Raw genomic sequence first — 24,111 nt, forward strand, 5'->3', positions numbered from 1 at the left:
TGTCTCGCCTGAGCCTGAGCCTGAGCCTGAGCCTGAGCCTGAGCCTGAGCCTGAGCCTGAGCCTGAGCCTGAGCCTGAGCCTGAGCCTGAACCTGAGCCTGAGGCCGTCGATAAGCCCGAGCCTGAGGCTGAGGCCGTCGATAAGCCCGAGCCCGAGCCTGAGCCGGTGGCGGCGGCCGAGCCGGAGGAGGCGCCCAAGAAGAAGGGCTGGTTCGCACGGATCAAGGCGGGGCTCGGTAAGACCCGCGCCAACCTGACCGATGGCATCGCCGACCTCTTCCTGGGCAAGAAGCAGATCGACGATGACCTGATGGAGGAGCTGGAGACCCAGCTGCTGCTGGCCGATGTGGGCATCGAGGCCACCACCGAGATCATCGATAGCCTTACCGACCGGGTCTCCCGCAAGGAGCTCAAGGATTCGGAGGCCCTCTACCAGGCCCTGCAGGAGGAACTGACCGCCCTGCTGGCGCCGGTGGCCAAGCCGCTCGACCTGCCGCCCAAGGGCGAGGGCCCCTTCGTGATCCTGATGGTGGGCGTCAACGGCGTCGGCAAGACCACCACCATCGGCAAGCTCACCAAGCACTTTCAGGCCGAGGGGCGTAGCGTGATGCTGGCCGCCGGCGATACCTTCCGCGCCGCCGCCGTGGAGCAGCTCAAGGTGTGGGGCGAGCGCAACAGCGTGCCGGTGATCGCCCAGCATACCGGTGCCGACAGCGCCTCGGTGATCTACGATGCCCTGGCCGCCGCCAAGGCCCGCCAGGTGGACGTGCTGATCGCCGATACCGCCGGCCGCCTGCACAACAAGGGGCACCTGATGGAGGAGCTCAAGAAGGTGCGACGGGTGATGGGCAAGCTGGACGCCCAGGCCCCCCACGAGGTGATGCTGGTGCTCGACGCCGGGACCGGCCAGAACGCCCTCGCCCAGGCCAGCACCTTCAACGAGGCGGTGCCGGTCACCGGCATCACCCTGACCAAGCTGGATGGCACCGCCAAGGGTGGCATCATCTTCGCCCTGGCCAAGCAGCTGGGCACGCCGATCCGCTATATCGGCGTCGGCGAGTCCCTGGACGACCTGCGCTCCTTCGCCGCCGAGGAGTTCGTCGGCGCGCTCTTCGAGCGTGACGACGCCCGGCGCGACGACGCCTGAGCCCGCCGATGATCGTCTTCGAGCATGTGGGCAAGCGCTACGGCGGGCGCTTCGAGGCGTTGGCCAATCTCGACTTCCGGGTGCGCCGCGGCGAGATGGTCTTCCTGACCGGCCACTCCGGGGCCGGCAAGAGCTCCTTGTTGCGGCTGATCATGCGCCTGGAGCGCCCCAGCCGCGGCCGGGTGCTGGTGGCCGGCCACGATATCGAGCGCCTGCATGCCAGCCAGTTGCCCTTCTATCGTCGCCAGATCGGCGTGGTCTTCCAGGATCACCAACTGCTCTTCGATCGCAGCGTCTTCGCCAACGTGGCCCTGCCGCTGGAGATCCAGGGCATGGAACCCCGGGAGATCGCCCGTCGGGTGCGTGCCGCCCTCGACAAGGTGGGCCTGCTCTATCGCGAGAAGGCGCTGCCCATCGAGCTCTCCGGGGGCGAGCAGCAGCGGGTCGGCATCGCCCGGGCGGTGGTCAACAAGCCGGCCCTGCTGCTGGCCGACGAGCCCACCGGTAACCTGGATCCCCAGCTCTCCGCGGATATCATGGCGCTGTTCGAGGACTTCAATCGCATCGGCACCACGGTGATGATTGCCAGCCACGACCTGGCGCTGATCGCCCGCCTGCGCCATCGCATCCTGCGCCTGCGCGAGGGGCGCCTGGTGGCCGACGAGGAGGCCGCATGAGCCGTGACGATACGCCCGCCCGGCGCGGTGCCCGCAGCCAGCGGACCCAGGCTTCCAGCCGCCTGCGTGCCTGGGGGCGCCACCATCGGGCCATGGGCCTGGACAGCGCCCGGCGCCTGGTGCGTCAGCCCCTGGGTAGCCTCTTGACCATGCTGGCCATTGCCATCGCCCTGGTGCTGCCGGCGGGCCTCTGGCTGATGCTCGACAGCGCTCGCCTGCTGGACGCCGAGCTGGCCGAGAGCGCCACCCTCACCGCCTACCTGGAGCCCCGGGTCGGCGAGGGCGAGGCGATGCGCATCGCCGAGGCCCTGGGCGCCCATGACGACGTGGCGGCGGTGCGCCTGATCACCGCCGCCGAAGGCATGGCGGAGTTCCAGCAGGCCCTCGGCCTGGGCGATGCCCTGGGGCGGCTCGAGAGCAACCCGTTGCCCGCCAGCGTGGTGGTGATGCCGCGTCAGGAGGCGCCGGCGGCCATGCAGGCCCTGGTCGACGAGTTGGAGGCCGTCACCGGTGTCGAGGAGGTGCGCCTGGACCTGGCCTGGGTGGAGCGCCTGGCCCAGCTGGCCGAGTTGGGGCGCCGCGTCGCCCTGGCCCTGGCGTTGCTGTTCGGCCTGGGGGTGCTGCTGATCGTCGGCAACACCATCCGCCTGGCGGTAGAGAGTCGCCGCCAGGAGATCGAGGTGGTGACCCTGATCGGTGCCACCCACGCCTTCGTGCGCAGGCCCTTCCTCTACAGCGGCGCCTGGTATGGCCTGGGCGGTGGCCTGCTGGCGCTGGGGCTACTCAATCTGGGCGGTCACTGGTTGGCCACCCCGGTCTCGGCCCTGGCCGTCAGTTACGGGGCTCATTTCGCCATGCCGCGGCTGGATGTCGCGGGCTCGGCAACGCTGCTGCTTTGCAGTACACTCTTGGGTTGGCTGGGGGCCTGGATTGCCGTGGGACGTCACCTGGCGAGCATCCGCCCCCGCTAGCAAGCGGTACCGGCCCGCTCGGGAACCCCTCGTCTATCCTGGGGTCAAAGCGGGCAGTCATTAGTTACCTAACGTTGTCGTGAGTTAAAGGCATCTTGGAGACACGCACCCTATGAGCACTCGTCTTCTGCCTGTTGGCCAGTTGTCACCGGGCCATGATCTGAACGGGTATATCCAGGCCGTCAACGGCATTCCCGTGCTCTCCGCCGAGGAAGAGCGCGAGCTGGCCTATCGCCTGCATGATGAGAGCGACCTGGAGGCGGCACGCCGCCTGGTCCTGGCCCACCTGCGCTTCGTGGTGCATATCGCCCGCAGCTACTCCGGCTATGGCTTGCCCCAGGCGGACCTGATCCAGGAAGGCAACGTCGGCCTGATGAAGGCGGTCAAGCGCTTCGACCCCAATCAGGGGGTGCGCCTGGTCTCCTTCGCCGTGCACTGGATCAAGGCCGAGATTCACGAGTACGTGCTGCGCAACTGGCGCATCGTCAAGGTGGCCACCACCAAGGCTCAGCGCAAGCTGTTCTTCAACCTGCGCAGCGCCAAGAAGCGCCTGGCCTGGCTGAACAACGACGAGGTCGATGCCATCGCCAAGGACCTCGACGTCAAGCCGGAGGTGGTTCGCGAGATGGAAGGGCGTCTCTCCGCCTATGACGCCGGCTTCGATGCCTCTCCCGCCGAGGAGGAGGAACAGGGCTACCAGGCGCCGGTGCACTACCTGGAGGACGGTCGCTATGACCCGGCGGTGCAACTGGAGGACAGCGACTGGGAGGCGGGGGCGACCCGTCGCCTGCAGCAGGCCCTGGAGGAGCTCGACGAGCGCTCCCGGGATATCCTCCAGCGCCGCTGGCTCAGCGAGCCCAAGGCGACCCTCCACGACCTGGCCGATGTCTATGGCGTCTCCGCCGAGCGTATCCGCCAGTTGGAGAAGAACGCCATGAAGAAGATCAAGCAGCGGATCGGCGACGCCCTGGTGGCCTGATCGCGATCAATCGCAGGAGCGCACTTCGGTACGCGATTGGCGCCGAAGGCGCCTGAAACCAAGAACCCCCGCCGGGACGCCCGCGGGGGTTCTTGGTTATGGGGTGGGTAAGCCGGGTGTTGGCGGCTCCGAGAGCGTCGGGTGCGCTCGCCTGACTTACCGACCTACGGGCTCGCTTACCCGACCTAAGCCGTCTGCGCCTGGCGTGCCTCGGTGAGCAGACCGGCGGAGAGCAGCTGCCACTGATCTTCCCAGAACTCGGTGGGGCGGCGCCGGAAGTCGCTGCGCACGTACTGGCTGATGCGCCCCTCCACATGGGCGAGCAGCAGGTTGGCGGCGCTGCTGGCGCCGAGCACCGGGCGGCGCCCCTCGTGGATCTCCGCCTCGCGGAGGATCTGCTTGAACTGGGTCTCCAGGCGCTCGAACAACTGGTGCATGCGCAGCCGCAGCCGGGCGGTCTCGCCGGTCAGGGCGTCGCCGCCCAGCAGCCGCGACAGCCCCGGGTTCTTCTCGGCGAAGCCCAGCAGCAGGGTGAGAATCTGCTGGCAGCGGGGCAGGGCCTCCGGGGTCTCGTCGAGGATGCGCCGAATCCGTGCGAAGAGGCTCTCCTCGATAAACTCGATCAGCCCCTCGAACATCCGCGCCTTGCTGGGGAAGTGACGGTAGAGGGCCGCCTCGGAGACGCCCACCTGGCGCGCCAGGGCGGCGATGGTGATGCGCTTGCCGCTGTCCTCTTCGAGCATCAGGGCCAGGGCCTGGAGGATCTGCTCGCGGCGATTGATCTTGGTAGCTTCCTGCGTCATGAGCATCTTCTGATTATTCCATGCGATGGGCTCATCCTAATCAGGCCCGGGGGGCGGCGCAAATCACGCCGCCCGGGGGAGCCTCACTCGGTGTCTAGGATCTGGGTGCCGACCCCCGCATTGGTAAAGATCTCCAGCAGGGTGGCGTGAGGCACCCGGCCGTCGATGATATGGGCGCTCTGCACGCCGCCCTTGACCGCCTCCAGGGCGCAACGAATCTTCGGCAGCATGCCGCCGTGGATGGTGCCGTCGCCGATCAGGGCGTCCACGTCCTGGGTGGAGAGGCCGGTCAGCACCTCGCCCTCGCCGTTCATCAGGCCGGCCACGTTGGTCAGCAGCATCAGCTTCTCGGCGCCCAGGGCCTCGGCCACCTTGCCGGCCACCAGGTCGGCGTTGATATTGTAGCTATGGCCCTCGTCATCGACGCCGATGGGGGCGATCACCGGGATGAAGTCGCGCTCGGCGAGCATCTCGATCAGGTCGGTGGAGACATGCTCCACCTCGCCCACATGGCCGATATCGATGATCTCCGGGGCGGTCATCTCCGGCGACTGGTGCTCCACCTTGAGCTGGCGGGCGCGGATCTGGCTGCCGTCCTTGCCGGTCAGGCCGATGGCCTTGCCGCCGCACTGGTTGATCAGGTTGACGATGCCCTTGTTGACCAGGCCGCCCAGCACCATCTCCACCACGTCCATGGTCTCGGCGTCGGTGACCCGCATGCCGTTGACGAAGCGCGACTCGATATTGAGCTTGGCCAGCAGGTCGCCGATCTGGGGGCCGCCGCCGTGCACCACCACCGGATTGATGCCCACTTCCTTGAGCAGCACCATGTCCCGGGCGAAGGAGTCGATCAGGGTGTCCTCGGTCATGGCGTTGCCGCCGTACTTGACCACCACCGTCTTGCCGGAGAAGCGCTGGATATAGGGCAGCGCCTCGGAGAGCACCTCCACGGTGAGCTGGGGGTCGCGGGTCTGTTGGTCGGTCATGGGCGTGTCCTTGGTGTCGATCGTGGTGATTCAGAAGGGCAGGGTCAGCTCCGGGGCGATGGCCTTCAGGGCCGCGCCGAAGCGCCCCTGGATGCGCGCCAGGGCCGCCTCACTCTTGCCCTCGAAGCGCAGCACCAGCATCGGGGTGGTGTTGGAGGCGCGGCACAGCCCCCAGCCGTCCGGGTAGTCGACGCGGATGCCGTCCAGGGTGGTCTTGACACCGTCGTCGCCGAAGTCGCCTTCCCGGGCTAGCTGGCTCACCAGGGCGAACTTGTTCTCGTCGGTGACGGTGATATTGAGCTCCGGGGTGCCCAGGTCCTGGGGGTAGCGGGCGAAGAAGGCATCGGCGTCGGCGGCCTGGCGGGAGAGCAGCTCCAGCAGGCGGGCGGCGCCGTAGAGGCCGTCGTCGAAGCCGTACCAGCGCTGCTGGAAGAAGATATGGCCGCTCATCTCGCCGGCGAGCGCCGCCCCGGTCTCCTTCATGCGCGCCTTGATCAGCGAGTGGCCGGTGCGCCACATCTCCGGGGTGCCGCCGGCGGCCTCGATCACCCGGGCCAGGTTGCCGGTGCACTTCACGTCGAAGATCACCCGGGCGCCGGGGCTCTCCTCGAGTAGCGCCTCGGCGAAGGCCATCATCAGGCGGTCCGGGTAGATCAGCTCGCCGGTGGGAGTGACCACGCCCAGGCGGTCGCCGTCGCCGTCGAAGGCCAGGCCGATATCGGCGCCGGTCTCCCGCACGCGGCGGACCAGGTCCACCAGGTTTTCCGGCTTGCCCGGGTCCGGGTGGTGGTTGGGGAAGGTACCGTCGATCTCCGCATAGAGGGGGATCGTCTCCACGCCCAGGCGCTCGATCAGTTGCGGGCCCAGCTCGCCGGCCACGCCGTTGCCGCAGTCCACCACCGCCTTGAGGGGGCGTTCGACGCGCACATCACCGAGGATGCGTGCCAGATAGGCCTCGCGTACGTCCTCTTGGCGGATGCCGCCCTGGCCCTTGCTCAGCTCGCCGGTCGCGAGGCGGGTATGCAGGGCGGTGATCGCCTCGCCGGAGAGGGTCTCGCCCCCCAGCACGATCTTGAAGCCGTTGTAATCCGGCGGGTTATGGCTGCCGGTGACCATCACCCCGGAGGCGGTGCCGTCGAGCACATGGGTGGCGTAGTAGAGCACCGGGGTGGGCACCATGCCGATATCGATGACGTCGCAGCCGGCCTGGGTCAGGCCCTGCATCAGGGCGGCCTGCAGGCGCGGCCCGGAGAGGCGGCCGTCACGGGCCACCACTAGGGTGGATTCGCCACGGGCGCGGGCCTCGCTGCCGATGGCCTGGCCGATGCGGGTCACATTGGTCTCGGTCAGGCTGTCGTCGACGATGCCACGGATATCGTAGGCGCGAAAGATGGAGGCGGGGACCTGGGTCATGGGGCGTTCCTTGGCTAACGGGGAGGCGTTCAGCGACGGCCGGAGCTACCGAAACCGCCGGTGCCACGGTCGCTGGCGGCGAAGTCGTCGACCACCTCGAGCTCGGCCTGCACCACCGGCACCAGCACGTACTGGGCGAGGCGCTCGAAGGGTTCCAGGGTGAAGTCGGCCTGGCCGCGGTTCCATACCGAGATCATCAGCTCGCCCTGGTAGTCGGAGTCGATCAGGCCGACCAGGTTGCCGAGCACGATGCCGTGCTTATGGCCCAGGCCGGAGCGGGGCAGGATCATCCCGGCCAGGCTCGGGTCGGCGATATGGATGGCCAGGCCGGTGCGCACCAGCTGGCACTCGCCGGGGGCCAGGGTCAGGGGGGCGTCGAGCAGGGCGCGCAGGTCCATGCCGGCGGAGCCCTCGGTGGCGTAGTGGGGCAGGCCGAACTCGCGGACGCGCTCGTCGAGAATCTTGACCGCCAGGCGCGGGCGGGAGGCGTGATGGGTCATGAAGAAACCTGTGCTTATCGGGGGGCGTTTTGGGGTGCCGCCTGGGCCTCCAGGGCGGTCTCGAGGATCGCCCGGGCCAGGTCGCGCTTGGATTGGGGGGGGAGCTCGCGGCGGGCCTCCCGGTTGCCCTGGCGCCACAGCAGCAGGGCGGCGTTGTCATCGGCACCGAAACCGAGGCCGGCCCGGGAGACGTCGTTGGCCACCACCATGTCGAGCTTCTTGCGGGTCAGCTTGTCCCGGGCGTAGCGCTCCACATCGCGGGTCTCGGCGGCGAAGCCCACCACATAGGGTCGGTCGGCGCGGGTCGCCACGGCGGCGATGATATCCGGATTCTTGACCAGCCTGAGGGTCAGGCCGTCGTCGTCATCGGTCTTCTTGATCTTGTGCTCGGCCACCTGCTCGGCGCGATAGTCCGCCACCGCCGCGCAGCCGATAAAGAGGTCGCACTCGCCGGCCAGGCGCTGGGCGGCGTAGTGCATCTCGGCGGCGCTCTCCACGTCGAGGCGTTCCACCCCGGCGGGGGTCGCCAGGGTGACCGGGCCACTGATCAGGGTGACCCTGGCGCCCAGGGCCGCGGCGGCCTCGGCCAGGGCATAGCCCATCTTGCCGGAGCTGTGGTTGGAGAGGTAGCGCACCGGGTCCAGGGGCTCGCGGGTGGGGCCGGCGGTGATCACCACATGGCGCCCGGCGGCGGGGTGGCGTTCGGCCGCCTCCAGGTCGGCGATAATTTCTTCCGGCTCCAGCATGCGCCCCGGCCCCACGTCGCCGCAGGCCTGGTCGCCGGCGTCCGGGCCCAGCAGGCGCCAGCCGTCGGCCTGCAGGCGCTGGGCGTTGCGCTGGGTTGCCGGGTGGCGCCACATGGCCTGGTTCATGGCCGGGGCCATCACCAAGTCGGCCGCGCTGGCCAGGCACAGGGTGGTGAGCAGGTCGTCCGCCATGCCCTGGGCCAGGCGCGCCATCAGGTCGGCGGTGGCCGGGGCGATCAGGATCAGCTCGGCCCACTTGGCCAGCTCGATATGGCCCATGCCCGCCTCGGCCTCGGGGTCGAGCAGGGAGGTGCGTACCGGCTCGCCGGTCAGGGCCTGGAGAGTCAGGGGGGTAATAAAGGCCTGGGCGCCCTCGGTCATGACCACGCGCACCTCGGCGCCGGCCTTCTTCAGCAGTCGGGCCAGGTGAGCGCTCTTGTAGGCGGCGATGCCGGCGCTGATGCCCAGCAGGACGCGCCGGCCGGCCAGGGGAGTGCCGGCGAGGGAGGTGCCGGAGAGTGAAGACATGGCGGTATCCGCACGAAAAATCCAGGCGCCTACCTTACCACCGGCGCCCCGCCTTGCGTAGTTATGGCGCCTACACTGGGAGAAGGTCCAGGCCGTGCAAGGAGGCACCTGATGTCGATTCGTGACTGGCCGGAGGGGGAGCGCCCCCGGGAAAAGCTCCTGGCACTGGGTTCCGAGGCGCTCTCCGATGCGGAGCTGCTGGCGATCTTCCTGCGGGTGGGGGTGTCCGGGCGCTCGGCGGTGGACCTGGCCCGGGACCTGCTGAGCGCCTTCGGCGGCCTGCGCCCGCTGCTGGAGGCCGACCAGGCGCGCTTCTGCGCCGAGCGGGGCCTGGGCATGGCCAAGTTCGTGCAGTTGCAGGCCACCCTGGAGCTCTCCCGGCGGCATTTGGCCAGCCAGCTGGCTAGAGAGGCGGCCCTGACCTCGCCGACCCTGGTGCGCGCCTATCTCGCCTCGCGGCTGCGTCACCTGGGTCATGAGGAGTTCGCGGCCCTCTTCTTGGACAGCCAGCACCGGGTGATCCGCTTCGAGTCGCTGTTCCGGGGCACCCTCGACGGCGCCTCCGTCTATCCTCGTGAAGTGGCCAGGCGCGCCCTGGAACTGGGTGCCGGGGCGCTGATCTTCGCCCATAACCATCCCTCGGGGGTGGCCGAGCCCAGCGACGCGGACCGGCGTATCACCGAGCGCCTCAAGGCGGCCCTGGCGTTCTTCGAGATCCGCGTGCTGGACCATTTCGTGGTGGGCGATGCCGAGGTGGTCTCCTTCGCCGAGCGGGGCTGGCTGTAACGCTGGAACGCCCGCCCCGCTTGGGGTAGGATGGCGCCCCGATGGCCTCGCTGTCCCCGACAATTTTGCCGGCAACTGCCGGCTCCGAGTGCGAATCCCGAGCTGCCGCCCGGGGCGGAACAACGCACGGCGCTTGCCGTGTCTTTCCGCGTCTGGTATAAAGTGCAGCCTTTGAATTCCCTTGGGTTAAATGTAGGGGGCATGAGGCGGTGACCTGCCGTTCGCCCTTCCCGGTTTGCCCGACAGGTTTTGAACAACTCGCCACGCGGTTGGAGGCTCCCATGTCCAAAGTATGTCAGGTTACCGGCAAGCGCCCGGTGACTGGTAATAACGTTTCACACTCCCAGCGCAAGACCCGTCGTCGTTTCTTGCCGAACCTGCACAGCCACCGTTTCTGGGTGGAGTCCGAGAAGCGCTTCGTCAAGCTGCGCGTCTCCTCCAAAGGCATGCGCATCATCGACAAGAAGGGCATCGAAGCGGTGCTCGGCGATATCCGCAAGCGCGGTGAAAGCATCTAAGTCTTAACTCCTGGGAGAAGCTGTCATGCGTGACAAGATCAAGTTGGTGTCCAGCGCCGGTACCGGCCACTTCTACACCACCAACAAGAACAAGCGGAACACTCCGGACAAGCTCGAATTCAAGAAGTACGATCCGGTCGTCCGCAAGCACGTGATGTACAAGGAAGCCAAGATCAAGTAAGTCTTGATCGCTTCCACCGCAGGCGAGTCGGCCTGCCCCGAGAACCCGGTCACGACCGGGTTCTTGCGTATCCGACCGGTACCGAGGAGCCAGCAGTCGATAAGGAGGCGATCGAGATATGCCGGAATTGCCTGAGGTCGAGACGACGCGGCGGGGAATCGCGCCCCATGTCGAGGGACGCGAGATCCGCGAGGTGCGGGTGCGCGAGCGGCGCCTGCGTACCCCGGTGCCCGAGGGGCTGGAGAACGCCCTGGTGGGGACGCGCATCGGCGCCCTGGGGCGCCGCGCCAAGTACCTGCTGATGCCGCTGGCGGACGACCCCCGCAGCCTGGTCTGGCACCTGGGCATGTCTGGCAGCCTGCGTATCGCTCGCCTCGGCGAGCTGCCCCGCAAGCACGACCATATTGACCTGGTGCTCGACGATGGCGGCGTGCTGCGCTATCACGACCCGCGCCGCTTCGGCTTCGTCGATTGGCTCCAGGGAGGCCCCGAGAGCGACCCGCGTCTGGCACGGCTGGGACCGGAGCCCCTCTCCGAGGCCTTCGACGGGGCGCGCCTCTACCGATTGTCACGAGGACGTCGCCTGAGCGTGAAACCCTTCCTGATGGACAATGCCGTGGTGGTGGGCGTGGGCAATATCTACGCCAGCGAGGCGCTCTTCCTGGCGGGTATCGATCCGCGCCGCGCCGCCGGGCGTATCTCGCAGGAGCGCTACGAACGCCTGGCCGCGACGGTGCGCGAGGTACTCGCCGCCGCCATCGCCCAGGGCGGCACCACCCTGCGCGACTTCGTTAGCGGTACCGGCGAGCCGGGCTACTTCGCCCAGCGCCTCAACGTCTATGGGCGTGACGGCCAGCCCTGCCAGCGCTGCGGTGCCGAGCTGCGCCTGGTGACCCTCGGCCAGCGAGCCAGCGTCTACTGCGCCGCCTGCCAACACTGATTTATTGCCTGGCACAGTGCCCCGCGACGGCCTGTCCTCAGGTTAGCCCCACCCCTTACAACTCCTCCTGGGGTACAATGCCCCATGAACCAAACGTCTGCTTGACGGAGAGCTCCGTGACCGAACGCCTGCGCCTGAAGAAGAATGCCGACCGCCGTCTCAAGGCGGGCCACCTGTGGCTCTACTCCAACGAGATCGATATCGAGGCCACGCCCCTCAAGGGCATCGAGCCCGGAGCCCAGGCGGTAATCGAGGCGGCCAATGGCAAGGCCATGGGGATCGCCTACGTGAACCCCCACTCCTTGATCTGCGCCCGGGTGGTCTCCCGGGATGCCGAGGTGCGCCTCGACCGCTCCCTGCTGGTGCACCGCTTCAAGCAGGCCCTGGGCCTGCGCGAGCGCCTCTATGCCAAGCCGTTCTATCGCCTGGTCCATGGCGAGGGCGACCTGTTGCCGGGCCTGGTGGTGGACCGCTTCGACGATGTGCTGGTGGTGCAGCTCAATACCCTGGGCATGGAGCGCCTCGCCGAGGAGGTGGTGGCGGCCCTGGATAAGGTCCTCTCGCCGCGGGCCATCGTCTTCAAGAACGACTCCTCGGGGCGTCGCCAGGAGCAGCTCGAGGCTCAGGTGGAGGTCGTCCATGGCGAGCTGCCCGACCAGGTGCTGCTGGAGGAGAACGGTGTGCGTTTCGTGGCCCCGGTACTGGATGGCCAGAAGACCGGCTGGTTCTATGATCACCGCAGCAATCGCGCCTGGCTCAACGGCCTGGTGGCCGGCAAGCGCGTGCTCGACCTGTTCAGCTATGTAGGTGGCTGGGGCGTGCAGGCCGCCGCCCATGGCGCCCGCGAGGTGCTCTGCGTGGACGCCTCCGCTCAGGCCCTGGAGCGGGTCGCCGAGAACGCCGCCCTCAATGGCTTGACCGACCAGGTGGCGGTGGGTGAGGGCGATGCCTTCGAGGCCCTGGCCGCCCTCAAGGCCGACGGCGAGCAGTTCGACGTGGTGATCCTCGACCCGCCCGCCTTTATCAAGAAGCGCAAGGACATCCCCAACGGCGAGCGCGCCTACTCGCGGCTCAACCGCGAGGCGATGCGTCTGCTGGGCCGCGATGGCCTGCTGCTCTCCGCCTCCTGCTCCATGCACCTGGCCCCCGAGCGGCTGGTGGATGTGGTGCGTGGCGCGGTGCGTCACCAGGATCGCCACGGGCAGGTGATCTACCAGGGCCACCAGGGACCGGATCACCCGGTGCATCCGGCCATTCCGGAAACCAGCTACCTCAAGGCCCTGGGCGTCCGGGTCTTCCGGGACTGAGGGAGCGATGACGGCGCCCTCCTATGTGCGGGTCTTTGCCCATAGCAACGGGCTACTGGTGAGCCATCTGCATAACCTGCTGACGGCCGCCGGTATCCCCGCGGAGCTGCGCAACATGACCCTGGGGGGCGGCGCTGGCGAGCTGCCCCTGGGGGAGTGCGAGCCGGAGGTTTGGGTGGCCCGCCATAACGCCGCCCGGGCCGAGGCGCTGATTCGTGACGCCCTGGAGGGCGCTGCCCATGGTCCCGCCTGGGAATGCCCGGGCTGCGGCGAGCGCCTGGAGGGCGTCTTCGAGTCCTGCTGGCGGTGCGGCACCCCCAGGGACGGAGGCCAGGAATGAGCTGGGACCTATCGGAGCCCTTCGTCCTCGAGCTCGAGGTGGAGGCCGCCGCCATCGACGAGTATGGCCACGTCAACAACGCCGAGTACCTGCGCTGGATCGAGCGGGTCAGTTGGGCCCACTCCGCCTCCCTGGGCCTGACCCTGGAGGATTACCGAGCCCTGGATCGTGGCATGGCGGTGCATCGTCACGAGATCGACTACTTGGCGCCGGCCTTCGAAGGAGAGCGGCTGGCCCTGGCCACCTGGATCGTCGCCAGCGACGGTCGCCTGACCCTGACCCGGCGCTTCCAGCTGCGCCGCCCCGCCGATGACCGTACCCTGCTGCGGGCCCGCACCCGCTTCGCCTGCATCGAGCTATCCAGCGGGCGCCCCCGGCGCCTGCCGGCGACCTTCCGCGAACGCTACGGTGCCGCCCTGGTCTGTGAAGCACGCTGATCTCGGGCGAAATTTCTGTATCAATTCCGTGATTCAAGAGATATCTCTAAATATCTCCGTGGAACTATCGTGATTGCATGGCTGTGCTGTAATGAGAGCATGATCCCACGCCAGTCACCGATGTTGATCAGGAGGTGCCATGAAGATCGCCGTTCCCAAGGAGATCAAGAACCACGAATACCGAGTGGCCCTAACCCCCACCGGGGCTCGCGAGCTGGTGGCCCGAGGGCATCGGGTGACGGTAGAGGCCGGCGCCGGGGAGGGGGCTGGCTTCCCCGATGCCGACTACCGGGCCGCCGGGGCCGAGCTGGAAGCCGAGGTGGCGACACTCTGGCGCGAGGCCGAGCTGATCCTCAAGGTCAAGGAGCCCCAGCCCGAGGAGGTGGCGCGGCTGAGCGCCGGCCAGACCCTCTTCACCTACCTGCACCTGGCCGCCGAGGAGGCCCTGACCCGGGGGTTGATGGAGAGCGGCGCCACTTGCATCGCTTATGAGACCATCACCGATCGCCAGGGCGGCCTGCCGCTGCTGGCGCCCATGAGCACCGTGGCCGGACGCATGGCCATCCAGGCCGGCGCCCATAGCCTGGAGAAGGCCCAGGGCGGCGCCGGTATCCTGCTGCCGGGGGTGCCCGGGGTGGCACCGGCGAGGGTGGCGGTGATCGGCGGCGGCGTGGTGGGCGAGAACGCTGCGCGCATGGCGTTGGGGTTAGGCGCCGAGGTAACGGTGCTGGACAAGTCGATCCCGCGCCTGGAGACCCTGGACGACCGCTACCAGGGGCGCATGAAAACGGTCTTCTCCACCGCCGATGCCCTGGACGAGGTGGTGCGCGAGTCCGACCTGATCGTCGGCGCCGTGTTGGTGCCCGGGGCCGCGGCCCCCAAGCTGATCACCCGCGCCATGCTGGCCGAGATGAAGCCGGGCAGCGTGCTGGTGGACGTGGCCATCGATCAGGGCGGCTGCTTCGAGACCAGCAAGCCCACCACCCATGCCGAGCCCACCTATGTGGTGGACGAGGTCGTCCACTATTGCGTGGCCAATATGCCCGGGGCGGTGGCGCGCACCTCCACCCAGGCGCTGACCAACGCCACCCTGCCCTTCGTGATTGCCCTGGCCGACAAGGGGTGGAAACGGGCCCTGGCCGACGACCCCCACTTCCTGCCGGGGCTCAACGTGCACCAGGGCCGGGTCACCTATGCCGCCGTGGCCGAGGCCTTCGGCCTGGAGAGCGTCGATCCCGCCTCCGTGGTCGGCTAAACCAGGCTGCGCCGTGGGCGCCCCGGTCGCCTTGATCGGGGCGCCGCGTTAAGATGGGCCCATTCGTCAACGATCCCGACAGAGCCCATCGATTTCATGACCAAGACACGCGTTCTTACCGGTATCACCACCACCGGCACGCCCCACCTCGGCAACTATGTGGGGGCCATCCGCCCGGCCATCGCGGCGAGCCAGGACCCCAACGTCCAGTCCTACTACTTCCTCGCCGACTTCCACGCCCTGATCAAGTGCCAGGACCCCAAGCGGGTGCAGGAGTCACGGCGGGAAATCGCCGCCACCTGGCTGGCCCTGGGCCTGGATACCGACAACGCCATCTTCTATCGTCAGTCGGATATTCCCGAGATTCCCGAGCTGACCTGGATGCTCTCCTGCGTCTGCGCCAAAGGGCTGATGAACCGCGCCCACGCCTACAAGGCGGCGGTGGCCGAGAACGAGGAGGCCGGCAACCAGGACCCGGACAAGGGCATCACCATGGGCCTGTTCGGCTACCCGGTGCTGATGGCCGCGGACATCCTGATGTTCAACGCCAACAAGGTGCCGGTGGGCCGCGACCAGATCCAGCATATCGAGATGGCCCGGGACATGGCGGGACGCTTCAACCACCTCTTCAAGAACAACTTCTTCACCCTCCCCGAGGCGGTGGTGGACGACAAGGTGGCGGTGCTGAACGGCCTGGATGGTCGCAAGATGTCCAAGAGCTACAACAACACTATCCCGTTGTTCGTGGCCGAGAAGAAGCTGCTCAAGTTGGTGCGCAAGATCAAGACCAACTCCCTGGAGCCCGGCGAGCCCAAAGATCCGGATACCTGCACCCTGTTCCAGATCTACTCCGCCTTCGCCAGCGCCGAGGAGGCCGAGGCGATGCGCCAGGAGTACGCCAACGGCATCGGCTGGGGCGACGCCAAGAACCGTCTCTTCGAGTACCTCAACGAACAGTTGCGCGAGCCCCGGGAGCGCTATCAGGCGCTGATGGAGGATCCCGGCCATATCGAGTCGGTGCTGATGAAGGGCGCCGAGCGAGCCCGGGCCGAGGCGGCGCCGACCATGGATCGCCTGCGCCAGGCGGTGGGGCTGGGGCGCTTCGTCTAGCACTCGTCGCTGCCTGCCACTCGGCCCCGAAGGGGCGCGCTCACCCACCCGTGCCCCCGGCCGGGTGGGTGATTTTGTATACGGGCATGCTAAGCTCGCAACCATGAGAGAAGGCGCCGGCAGAGCGCCAAACGGCCCAAAATCCCATACAGAACAGCGCGAGACGAGAGATGAACGAGACCAAGCGTCCCCTCTATGTACCCTATGCCGGCCCCTCTCTGCTGGAGATGCCGCTGCTCAACAAGGGCAGCGCCTTTACCCTCCAGGAGCGCATCGCCTTCAATCTGGTGGGGCTGCTGCCGCAAAACGTGGAGTCCATCGAGGAGCAGGCGGAGCGGGCCTACCGCCAATACCAGCAGTGCCAGACCAACCTGGACCGACATATCTACCTGCGCGCCATCCAGGACGACAACGAGACCCTCTTCTTCCGGCTGCTGGAGGAGCACCTGGAGGAGATGCTGCCGATCATCTATACCCCGACGGTGGGGGAGGCCTGCGAGGAGTTCTCCAATATCTACCGCAACCACCGCGGGCTCTTTATCAGCTACCCGGATCGCGAGCATATGGACGATATGCTGCGCAGCGCCACCAAGGACAACGTCAAGGTGATCGTGGTCACCGACGGCGAGCGCATCCTGGGCCTGGGGGATCAGGGCATCGGCGGCATGGGGATTCCCATCGGCAAGCTCTCCCTCTACACCGCCTGTGGCGGTATCAGCCCCGCCTATACCCTGCCCATCACCCTCGACGTGGGCACCAACAACCAGCAGCTCCTCGATGACCCCATGTACATGGGCTGGCGCCATCCGCGGGTCTCCCAGGCCGAGTATGACGCCTTTATCGCCGACTTTATCGCCGCGGTGAAGCGCCGCTGGCCCAAGGTGCTGCTGCAGTTCGAGGACTTCGCCCAGACCAATGCCATGCCGCTGCTGGAGCGCTACCGCGACGAGCTGTGCTGCTTCAACGACGATATCCAGGGCACCGCCGCGGTCTGCGTGGGCACCCTGCTGGCCGCCTGCAAGGCCAAGGGCGAGAAGGTCAGCGAGCAGCGGGTCGCCTTCGTCGGCGCCGGCTCCGCCGGCTGCGGCATCGCCGAGCAGATCGTGCTGGCCATGCAGAGCGAGGGCCTCGACGAGGCCGAGGCCCGGGCGCGGATCTTCATGGTGGATCGCCACGGCCTGTTGACCCGTGACATGCAGGAGCTGCACGACTTCCAGGCGCGCCTGGCCCACGACGCCGCTAATTTCACCGATACCAGCCTGCTGGGGGTGATCCGGCAGGCCGGACCCACGGTGCTGATCGGCGTCTCCGGCCAGCGCGGCCTCTTTACCCGGGAGGTGATCGAGGCGCTGCACGCCGGCTGCGAGCAGCCCCTGGTGATGCCGCTCTCCAACCCCACCTCCAAGGTGGAGGCCACCCCCGAGGAGGTGCTGACCTGGACAAAGGGGCAGGCCCTGGTGGCCACCGGCAGTCCCTTCGCGCCGGTGGCGCTCGATGGCCAGACCTACCCCATCGCCCAGTGCAATAACGCCTATATCTTCCCCGGCATCGGCCTGGGGGCGATCGCCGCCGGGGCCAGCCGAATCACCGACGGCATGCTGATGGCCGCCTCCAATGCCCTGGCCAAGAGTGCCCCCATGGTCAAGGAGGGCCAGGGCGCCCTGCTGCCGTCCCTGTCGGAGATCCGCGAGGTCAGCCTGGCCATCGCCTTCGACGTGGCCAAGCAGGCCCAGGCCGAGGGCGTGGCGCTGCGCAGCGACGACGACACCCTGAAGGCGGCCATCGAGGCCAACTTCTGGTACCCCCGCTACCGAGAGTATCGTCGCCGGGCCTTCTAAGCCGGGCTTGCCTAAGTGACGACCGGGTAACGCAACGGGCCCCGCCATCTGGCGGGGCCCGTTGCGTCAGGGGGAGGCGCTACGCCGTCAAACCGAGCCCGTTCAGGCCGAACCTATTCAGGCCGAACCTATTCAGGCCGAACCTATTCAGGCCGAACCTATTCAGGCCGAACCTATTCAGGCCGAACCGATCATCTTGCGCAGTACATAGTGGAGGATGCCGCCGTGGCGGTAGTACTCCAGCTCATTGGCGGTGTCGATGCGACACAGCGCCTCGAGGTGCTTCTCGCCCTGGTCGGAGGCGATGGTCACCCTGACCTTGCCGCCCGGGGTCAGCTCGGAAAGCCCCGCGATGGAGACCCGCTCGTCACCGGTCAGGCCCAGCGTCTCGCGGCTCTCGCCCTCGGGGAACTGCAGCGGCACCACCCCCATGCCGATCAGGTTGGAGCGGTGGATGCGCTCGAAGGACTCCGCCAGCACCGCGCGCACGCCGAGCAGCCGGGTGCCCTTGGCCGCCCAGTCGCGGGAGGAACCGGTGCCGTACTCCTTGCCGGCGATCACCACCAGGGGGGTGCCCTCCTGCTGGTAGCGCATGGCGGCGTCATAGATCGCCAGCTGCTCGCCGCTGGGCACATGGCGAGTCTCGCCGCCCACCACGCCGTCGAGCATCTCGTTTCTGATGCGCACATTGGCGAAGGTGCCGCGCATCATGATCTCGTGGTTGCCGCGGCGTGAACCGTAGGAGTTGAAGTCCACCGGCTTGACGCCGCGCTCCTGCAGGTAGCGCCCGGCGGGGCTGTCGGGCTTGATGGCCCCGGCCGGGGAGATATGGTCGGTGGTCACCGAGTCGCCCAGCAGGGCGAGGATATGGGCCCCCTCGACGTCGTCGATGGCCTCGGGCTGGCGTCCCATGCCCGCGAAGAAGGGCGGATGCTGGATATAGGTGGAGTCCGTCGACCACTGGTAGACCCGGCTCTCGGGCACCTCGATGCTCCGCCAGGCGTCGTCGCCGTCGAAGACCTCGGCATACTCCTTGTGGAACATCGCGGTGTTGACCCGAGTCACCGCCTCGGCGATCTCCGCCTGGCTGGGCCACAGGTCTTTGAGGGTGACGGGGTTGCCATCCCGGTCGCTGCCGAGTGGATCGCGGCTAAGGTCGAGGCGCATATTGCCGGCCAGGGCATAGGCCACCACCAGGGGCGGCGAGGCGAGCCAGTTGGTCTTGACCAGCGGATGGACCCGGCCCTCGAAGTTGCGGTTGCCGGAGAGCACCGAGGCCACCGCCAGATCGCCGGCCTCGATGGCGCGCTCGATGGGCTCGGCCAGGGGGCCGGAGTTGCCGATGCAGGTGGTGCAGCCGTAGCCCACCAGGTGGAAGCCCAGGGCCTCCAGGTCCTCGCGGAAGCCGCCGGCCTCGAGGTAATCGGTGACCACCTTGGAACCCGGCGCCAGGGAGGTCTTGACCCAGGGCTGGGTGGTCAGGCCCCGCTCCCGGGCCTTCCGCGCCAGCAGGCCCGCGGCCATCATCACGCTGGGGTTGGAGGTGTTGGTGCAGGAGGTGATGGCGGCGATCACCACGGCGCCGGGGTCGAGAGAGAACTGCTGGCCGTCCAGGTCGACGGCCTGGCTGTCGGCATGCTCGTAGCTGCGTTCGACGCCCACCGCGGTCTGGCCGCCCTCCGAGGCGAGCTTGCCGTTCTCGTTGGCGGTGTCGGCGGCCTTGCCATCGTCGCGCAGGAAGCGCGCGAAGGCCGCGGGGACCTGGGGCAGGGCGACGCGATCCTGGGGCCGCTTGGGCCCGGCCAGGCTGGCCTCCACCTCGCCCAGGTCGAGGTGCAGGGTGTCGCTGAAGGTCGGCTCGTCGCCGGGCTCCCGCCATAGCCCCTGGGCCTTGCAGTAGGCCTCGACCAGGGCCAACTGGGCGTCGTCGCGGCCGGTCAGGCGCAAGTAGGTGAGGGTCTCGTCGTCGACCGGGAAGAAGCCGCAGGTGGCGCCGTATTCCGGGGCCATGTTGGCGATGGTGGCGCGGTCGGCCAGCGGCAGGTCGGCCAGGCCGTCACCGTAGAACTCCACGAATTTGCCCACCACGCCCTTCTGGCGCAGCATCTCGGTGACCGTCAGCACCAGGTCGGTGGCGGTGATGCCCTCGCGCAGCTTGCCGGTGAGCTGGAAGCCGATCACCTCGGGGATCAGCATCGACACCGGCTGGCCGAGCATGGCCGCCTCGGCCTCGATGCCGCCGACGCCCCAGCCGAGCACGCCCAGGCCGTTGATCATGGTGGTGTGGGAGTCGGTGCCCACCAGGGTATCGGGGTAGGCGAGGGTCGTGCCGTCCTCCTCCTTGGTCCAGACGGTCTTGCCCAGGTACTCGAGGTTGACCTGGTGGCAGATGCCGGTGCCCGGCGGCACCACCCGGAAGTTGTCGAAGGCCTGCTGGCCCCAGCGCAGGAACTCGTAGCGCTCGTGGTTGCGCTCCATCTCGATGGCCACGTTGTCCCTGAAGGCCGTGGGGTTGCCGAACTTGTCGACCATCACCGAATGGTCGATCACCAGGTCCACCGGCGACAGGGGATTGATGCGGGCCGGGTCCTCGCCGAGGGCCTCCACGGCGGCGCGCATGGAGGCCAGGTCGACGACCCCGGGCACGCCGGTGAAGTCCTGCATCAGCACCCGGGCCGGGCGATAGCCGATCTCCCGGTCGGAGCGGCCCTGGCGCTGCCAGTCGACCAGGGCCTGCATGTCCTCCACCGAGACGCTGTCGTCCCCGGCGAAGCGCAGCTGGTTCTCCAGCAGGATCTTGAGGGTCTTGGGCAGGCGGGCGATATCGCCGAGGGTTTCGGCGGCCTTGGGCAGGCTGAAGTAATGGTAGGTGATGCCAGCGGCGTCCAGGGTCTGCCGGCAGTTCGGCGTGGTCGCGTTCATGCGCTCCTCCTTATCGAGGGGGTCGAGCATCCATGAGTATCACATGGGCATAACGGAAGGCGTCTTCAAGGCGAGGGGCGGCTAGACTTGAAGGCAGTGCGCACCGCCCCCATCTCTTCACTCGCCCGGCGGTGTGCGGGGAGCCTGGCATGCATGAAGAAATGCTGAATTCTCTGGCCGTGCACTGTCCCTACTGTAGCACCGCCTTCGACCTGCTGGTGGATGCCAGTCAGGGCAGTCACCAGACCTGGGAAGATTGCCCGCGCTGCTGCGCGCCGATCCAAGTCAGGGTGGAGGTCGCCGCCGACGATGGGGAGTCGGTGGAGGTGACCCTGGGGCGTGACGACGAGGTCGTCTAGTCGTCATGGCGTCGTCATCGGCCGCAGATAGGGTCCGGCTATATGTCCTATTGGGCTTATTAAATTGCCATATGGGGACACCCACCTTAGTCTAGTCCCCGTTCAAGTTCACGACAGCAACACCCATTCTCGTTAAGGAGATTTGCATGAGCGTACTGGTTGGTCGTCAAGCCCCGGATTTCGAAGCGGCAGCCGTTCTGGGTAACGGTGAGATCGTCGAGAACTTCAAGCTCTCCGACAGCAACGGCAAGCTCCGCGTCCTGTTCTTCTGGCCGCTGGACTTCACCTTCGTGTGCCCGTCCGAAATCATCGCCCACGACAACCGTCTGGCCGCTTTCCGTGACCTGGGCGTCGAGGTGATCGGTGTCTCCATCGACTCCCAGTTCACCCACTACGCCTGGCGCAAGACCTCTCCGGAGGCCGGTGGCATCGGTGAAGTCGGCTTCCCGATCGTCGCCGACGTCAAGCACGACATCGCTCAGTCCTACGGCATCGAGCATCCGGAAGCCGGCGTCGCCCTGCGCGCGTCCTTCCTGATCGACGAAGATGGCGTCGTTCAGCACCAGGTCGTCAACAACCTGCCGCTGGGCCGCAACGTCGACGAGATGGTGCGCATGGTCAAGGCCCTCAAGCACCACCAGACCCACGGCGAAGTCTGCCCGGCCGGCTGGGAAGAGGGTAAGGAAGGTATGCAGGCCGACGCCGAAGGCGTGGCCAAGTACCTGGGCGCTAACGCAGAAGCCCTGTAAGCGACCCCGATGTGAGGAGGCGGCCTGCGGGCCGCCTCTTTACGTTCTGGGCAGTGTTACAATGCCGTCGGTGCTGTGATCTGAGTCCGCCTCCCCGCCCGGGCCCAGATCAGAGCATCCCGCCCTTGATGACGCGACGAGGTTTCCGATGAGCGAAGTACGCCATGAACGCCTGATCATTCTCGGTTCCGGCCCGGCCGGCTATACCGCCGCCGTCTATGCGGCCCGTGCCAATCTCAAGCCGCTGCTGATCACTGGGATCCAAGCGGGGGGGCAGCTGACCACCACCACCGATGTGGATAACTGGCCCGGCGACGAGAACGGCGTTCAGGGGCCGGAACTGATGGAGCGCATGAAGCGTCACGCCGAGCGCTTCGATACCGAGGTGCTGTTCGACCATATCAACGAGGTGAGCCTGGGCGAGCGGCCCTTTACCCTCAAGGGCGACAGCGGCACCTACCGCTGCGATGCCCTGATCATCGCCACCGGTGCCAGCGCCCGCTACCTGGGGCTGCCCTCCGAGCAGCAGTTCATGGGCCAGGGGGTCTCGGCCTGCGCCACCTGCGATGGCTTCTTCTACCGCAACCAGGAGGTGGTGGTGGTGGGCGGCGGCAATACCGCCGTGGAAGAGGCGCTCTACCTCTCCAATATCGCCTCCAAGGTGACCCTGGTGCATCGCCGCGATAGCCTGCGCGCCGAGAAGATCCTCCAGGACAAGCTGTTCGAGAAGGCCGAGAACGGCAACGTCGTGCTGGAGTGGAACCACACCCTGGACGAGGTGCTGGGCGACAACAGCGGCGTGACCGGGGTGCGCCTCCGCTCGACCCTGGATGACAGCACCAAGGAGGTCCAGGCGCCGGGGCTCTTTATCGCCATCGGCCACAGCCCCAACACCGGCATCTTCGAGGGTCAGCTGGAGATGAACAACGGCTATATCCAGGTCAAGTCGGGCCTCGACGGCAATGCCACCGCCACCAGCGTGCCCGGCGTCTTCGCCGCCGGCGACGTCATGGACCATGTCTATCGCCAGGCGGTGACCTCCGCCGGCACCGGCTGCATGGCCGCCCTCGACGCCGAGCGTTTCCTCGACGAGCTCTAACCAAACGCTTGAGGCACGGCGCCTGATGCCGCATCGCCCCTATGGCCTGGCCATGGGGGCGATTGACTCTTATCTAGTAGTGGGGCGGCACTTCGTCCTCGGGCGAGTAGTCTCCCCCTTCCTGTTCCTGGAAGGCACGGTGCTGCTCCCGTAAGCGGGCCTGCATCAGCTGGCTCAGGCGCTCCAGCTGATCCAGCCGGCGTTCCTTGTCGGCCACCGCCCCGTCCAGGGTTTCCAGCCAATGCTCCTGATAGGCGATGCGGCTCTCCAGCGCCTCCAGGCGGGCTTCCAGCCGGGCGAGCGGGGCTGGATTTGGCGTGCTAGAATCGCTCGGGTCTGTCTCGTCATGCATCGCGGCACCTTCATCGTGGTTGTTACCGGCATCGTTGTCGTGCCCGGACGCCGCTTCTCGTCGCCGCCGTGCTGGCGCTTTTACTGTCTTCATAACAAGAGAAGTCGAGGTCCATGAATCACAAGGTATTGCTTCGTTGTAGCCTGATCAGCCTGTTGCTCGCTACCCCGGCCCCGCTGCTGGTGGCCGTACTGGTGGCTCAGGCCAATGCCGAGCTGGCGAACCTGCTCGGCGAGCTGCTCGCCTCCGGCGAGGTGGCGGCCACCTATCTGGCGGCGGCCGCCGCGGTCTTCCTGTCGTTGCTGGTGGCGACCCTGGCGGTCAATCTGCTGACGCCGCAGCTGGCGACCCTGGCCGAGGTGGAGGCCGATGATCGCGAGATCGGTGAGGTGAAATGGTTTAACGTCAACAAGGGGTATGGCTTTATCACCCGCGGCAATGGCCAGGATGTCTTCGTGCATTTTCGGGCCATTCGCGGCAAGGGGCACCGGACCCTGGCCGAGGGGCAGAAGGTGCGTTACCAGGTGATCGAGAATGAGCGGGGGCTTCAAGCCGACGATGTCACCGTAATCACTTGAAAAACGGCCTGTGCTCGATCATACGGTGTTGGAAGGTCGCTTCGAGATGCTCATTTACTAAAGTAAACTCCGCTCTCTCGACGACCTTCCGCCTTGTCTGATCATCGCTCGGCGCGTTTTATTTGGCACCCCTCCCAGGGTCTCAAACACAATGCCCCGCCTCGGCGGGGCGTTGTCGTTTCCGGGGCCGTGCCGTCACTGGCCGGAGTCGGGCCAGTGAAAGACCTCCCCCTCCTGCCCAGGGCGCACCCGCCAGAAGCGGTCCGGGTCATCGCCGGGTTGCCAGCCGCCCAGGGAGCAGCGCACCTCGCAGCCGAGCGCCTGAGCCGCCTCCTGGGCGCAGGCGCGATCATCCGCCCAGGGCGTGGCGGGACTGTCGAACCACAGGCTGGCGAAGCCGTCGGCGGCCTTCTCCACCAGCAGCACCGGCACGCAGTCGCCCTGACAGCGGCCACGGGTGCGCCACTTGCCGCGACCCGCGGGGGCCAGGGGCGGGGCATCGAGACGCTCCCCCAGCCAGGCGTTGAGGCGCTCGTGGTCGAGCTCGGCCAGGTAAATCTCGATATCTGGATAGTGTTCCATGATCGCCT

At 67.4% G+C, this 24,111-nt stretch carries 26 protein-coding genes; 18 read left to right on the forward strand and 8 right to left on the reverse strand.

The features are described 5' to 3' along the window. The 4 genes from ftsY to rpoH form a co-directional block, all read left to right on the forward strand. On the forward strand, positions 1–1,147 hold a 1,147-nt coding region (gene ftsY, locus HPA02_RS15245), incomplete at its 5' end, for a signal recognition particle-docking protein FtsY (RefSeq protein WP_146804068.1). 8 nt (positions 1,148–1,155) lie between these two features. After that, entirely contained in the window at positions 1,156–1,824 is a 669-nt protein-coding gene (gene ftsE, locus HPA02_RS15250) for a cell division ATP-binding protein FtsE (protein WP_146804069.1), read from the forward strand. Beyond that, positions 1,821–2,795, forward strand: a complete 975-nt coding sequence (ftsX, locus tag HPA02_RS15255) for a permease-like cell division protein FtsX (RefSeq protein WP_146804070.1) — start codon at positions 1,821–1,823, stop codon at positions 2,793–2,795. Before ftsE ends, ftsX begins: the two co-directional genes overlap by 4 nt. A 112-nt stretch (positions 2,796–2,907) precedes the next feature. Then, positions 2,908–3,774: an RNA polymerase sigma factor RpoH gene (gene rpoH, locus HPA02_RS15260; protein ID WP_146804071.1), complete on the forward strand. Its 867-nt coding sequence runs from the start codon at positions 2,908–2,910 to the stop codon at positions 3,772–3,774. 185 nt (positions 3,775–3,959) lie between these two features. On the opposite strand, the gene slmA is transcribed toward rpoH, so the two are convergent. The 5 genes from slmA to coaBC all read right to left on the reverse strand — a co-directional run bounded on the left by slmA (position 3,960) and on the right by coaBC (position 8,750). Continuing rightward, the gene (gene slmA, locus HPA02_RS15265; protein ID WP_146804072.1) at positions 3,960–4,577 is read right to left on the reverse strand and encodes a nucleoid occlusion factor SlmA; all 618 of its coding nucleotides are present in this window, start codon (positions 4,575–4,577) and stop codon (positions 3,960–3,962) included. Positions 4,578–4,660: 83 nt separating this feature from the next. Further along, the gene (gene argB / locus HPA02_RS15270; protein WP_146804073.1) at positions 4,661–5,563 is read right to left on the reverse strand and encodes an acetylglutamate kinase; all 903 of its coding nucleotides are present in this window, start codon (positions 5,561–5,563) and stop codon (positions 4,661–4,663) included. A 30-nt stretch (positions 5,564–5,593) separates the two neighbouring features. Beyond that, positions 5,594–6,976, reverse strand: a complete 1,383-nt coding sequence (locus tag HPA02_RS15275; RefSeq protein ID WP_146804074.1) for a phosphomannomutase/phosphoglucomutase — start codon at positions 6,974–6,976, stop codon at positions 5,594–5,596. Positions 6,977–7,005: 29 nt separating this feature from the next. After that, positions 7,006–7,476: a dUTP diphosphatase gene (gene dut, locus HPA02_RS15280; protein ID WP_146804075.1), complete on the reverse strand. Its 471-nt coding sequence runs from the start codon at positions 7,474–7,476 to the stop codon at positions 7,006–7,008. A gap of 14 nt (positions 7,477–7,490) precedes the next feature. Continuing rightward, complete coding sequence (coaBC, locus tag HPA02_RS15285) at positions 7,491–8,750, reverse strand: bifunctional phosphopantothenoylcysteine decarboxylase/phosphopantothenate--cysteine ligase CoaBC (RefSeq protein ID WP_146804076.1); 1,260 nt, start codon at positions 8,748–8,750, stop codon at positions 7,491–7,493. A 111-nt stretch (positions 8,751–8,861) separates the two neighbouring features. Between coaBC and radC the strand changes: the two genes are divergently transcribed. The 10 genes from radC (at position 8,862) to HPA02_RS15335 (ending at position 17,462) form a co-directional block, all read left to right on the forward strand. Then, complete coding sequence (gene radC / locus HPA02_RS15290) at positions 8,862–9,536, forward strand: RadC family protein (protein WP_146804077.1); 675 nt, start codon at positions 8,862–8,864, stop codon at positions 9,534–9,536. Positions 9,537–9,817: 281 nt separating this feature from the next. Next, positions 9,818–10,054 (forward strand): 50S ribosomal protein L28, encoded by a 237-nt coding sequence (rpmB, locus tag HPA02_RS15295; protein ID WP_146804078.1) that lies wholly within the window; start codon positions 9,818–9,820, stop codon positions 10,052–10,054. 25 nt (positions 10,055–10,079) lie between these two features. After that, positions 10,080–10,235, forward strand: a complete 156-nt coding sequence (rpmG, locus tag HPA02_RS15300) for a 50S ribosomal protein L33 (RefSeq protein WP_129140669.1) — start codon at positions 10,080–10,082, stop codon at positions 10,233–10,235. 118 nt (positions 10,236–10,353) lie between these two features. Next, on the forward strand, positions 10,354–11,175 hold the full coding sequence (gene mutM, locus HPA02_RS15305) for a bifunctional DNA-formamidopyrimidine glycosylase/DNA-(apurinic or apyrimidinic site) lyase (protein WP_146804079.1): 822 nt from the start codon (positions 10,354–10,356) through the stop codon (positions 11,173–11,175). A gap of 116 nt (positions 11,176–11,291) precedes the next feature. Beyond that, entirely contained in the window at positions 11,292–12,482 is a 1,191-nt protein-coding gene (locus HPA02_RS15310) for a class I SAM-dependent rRNA methyltransferase (protein ID WP_146804080.1), read from the forward strand. A 7-nt stretch (positions 12,483–12,489) separates the two neighbouring features. Then, entirely contained in the window at positions 12,490–12,822 is a 333-nt protein-coding gene (locus tag HPA02_RS15315; protein ID WP_146804081.1) for a putative signal transducing protein, read from the forward strand. Next, complete coding sequence (locus tag HPA02_RS15320) at positions 12,819–13,259, forward strand: acyl-CoA thioesterase (RefSeq protein WP_146804082.1); 441 nt, start codon at positions 12,819–12,821, stop codon at positions 13,257–13,259. Before HPA02_RS15315 ends, HPA02_RS15320 begins: the two co-directional genes overlap by 4 nt. A gap of 139 nt (positions 13,260–13,398) precedes the next feature. Beyond that, the gene (gene ald, locus HPA02_RS15325; protein WP_146804083.1) at positions 13,399–14,514 is read left to right on the forward strand and encodes an alanine dehydrogenase; all 1,116 of its coding nucleotides are present in this window, start codon (positions 13,399–13,401) and stop codon (positions 14,512–14,514) included. A gap of 96 nt (positions 14,515–14,610) precedes the next feature. Continuing rightward, positions 14,611–15,624: a tryptophan--tRNA ligase gene (locus tag HPA02_RS15330; RefSeq protein ID WP_146804084.1), complete on the forward strand. Its 1,014-nt coding sequence runs from the start codon at positions 14,611–14,613 to the stop codon at positions 15,622–15,624. A gap of 170 nt (positions 15,625–15,794) precedes the next feature. Beyond that, positions 15,795–17,462 (forward strand): NAD-dependent malic enzyme, encoded by a 1,668-nt coding sequence (locus tag HPA02_RS15335; protein WP_146804085.1) that lies wholly within the window; start codon positions 15,795–15,797, stop codon positions 17,460–17,462. Positions 17,463–17,639: 177 nt separating this feature from the next. Here the strand turns inward: HPA02_RS15335 and acnA are convergent, their stop codons facing one another. After that, positions 17,640–20,384, reverse strand: a complete 2,745-nt coding sequence (gene acnA, locus HPA02_RS15340; RefSeq protein WP_146804086.1) for an aconitate hydratase AcnA — start codon at positions 20,382–20,384, stop codon at positions 17,640–17,642. Between the two features lie 149 nt (positions 20,385–20,533). On the opposite strand from acnA, the gene HPA02_RS15345 reads away from it, so the two are divergent. From HPA02_RS15345 to trxB, 3 genes are all read left to right on the forward strand, one after another. Then, positions 20,534–20,743, forward strand: coding sequence for a zinc ribbon domain-containing protein (locus HPA02_RS15345; RefSeq protein WP_146804087.1), 210 nt, complete (start codon positions 20,534–20,536; stop codon positions 20,741–20,743). 146 nt (positions 20,744–20,889) lie between these two features. Continuing rightward, on the forward strand, positions 20,890–21,492 hold the full coding sequence (locus HPA02_RS15350) for a peroxiredoxin (protein ID WP_146804088.1): 603 nt from the start codon (positions 20,890–20,892) through the stop codon (positions 21,490–21,492). Between the two features lie 148 nt (positions 21,493–21,640). Continuing rightward, positions 21,641–22,591 (forward strand): thioredoxin-disulfide reductase, encoded by a 951-nt coding sequence (gene trxB, locus HPA02_RS15355; RefSeq protein WP_146804089.1) that lies wholly within the window; start codon positions 21,641–21,643, stop codon positions 22,589–22,591. 73 nt (positions 22,592–22,664) lie between these two features. On the opposite strand, the gene HPA02_RS15360 is transcribed toward trxB, so the two are convergent. Further along, on the reverse strand, positions 22,665–22,943 hold the full coding sequence (locus tag HPA02_RS15360; protein ID WP_146804090.1) for a SlyX family protein: 279 nt from the start codon (positions 22,941–22,943) through the stop codon (positions 22,665–22,667). Positions 22,944–23,056: 113 nt separating this feature from the next. Here HPA02_RS15360 and HPA02_RS18575 point away from each other — a divergent pair, with 113 nt between their 5' ends. After that, positions 23,057–23,521, forward strand: a complete 465-nt coding sequence (locus HPA02_RS18575) for a cold-shock protein (protein WP_146804091.1) — start codon at positions 23,057–23,059, stop codon at positions 23,519–23,521. A gap of 195 nt (positions 23,522–23,716) precedes the next feature. Here HPA02_RS18575 and HPA02_RS15370 read toward each other — a convergent pair whose 3' ends face one another. After that, positions 23,717–24,103, reverse strand: a complete 387-nt coding sequence (locus HPA02_RS15370) for a hypothetical protein (RefSeq protein ID WP_186810007.1) — start codon at positions 24,101–24,103, stop codon at positions 23,717–23,719. Between the last annotated feature and the right edge of the window lie 8 nt (positions 24,104–24,111).

The sequence above is a fragment of the Bisbaumannia pacifica genome (assembly GCF_007989625.1).
Lineage (GTDB): Bacteria > Pseudomonadota > Gammaproteobacteria > Pseudomonadales > Halomonadaceae > Bisbaumannia > Bisbaumannia pacifica.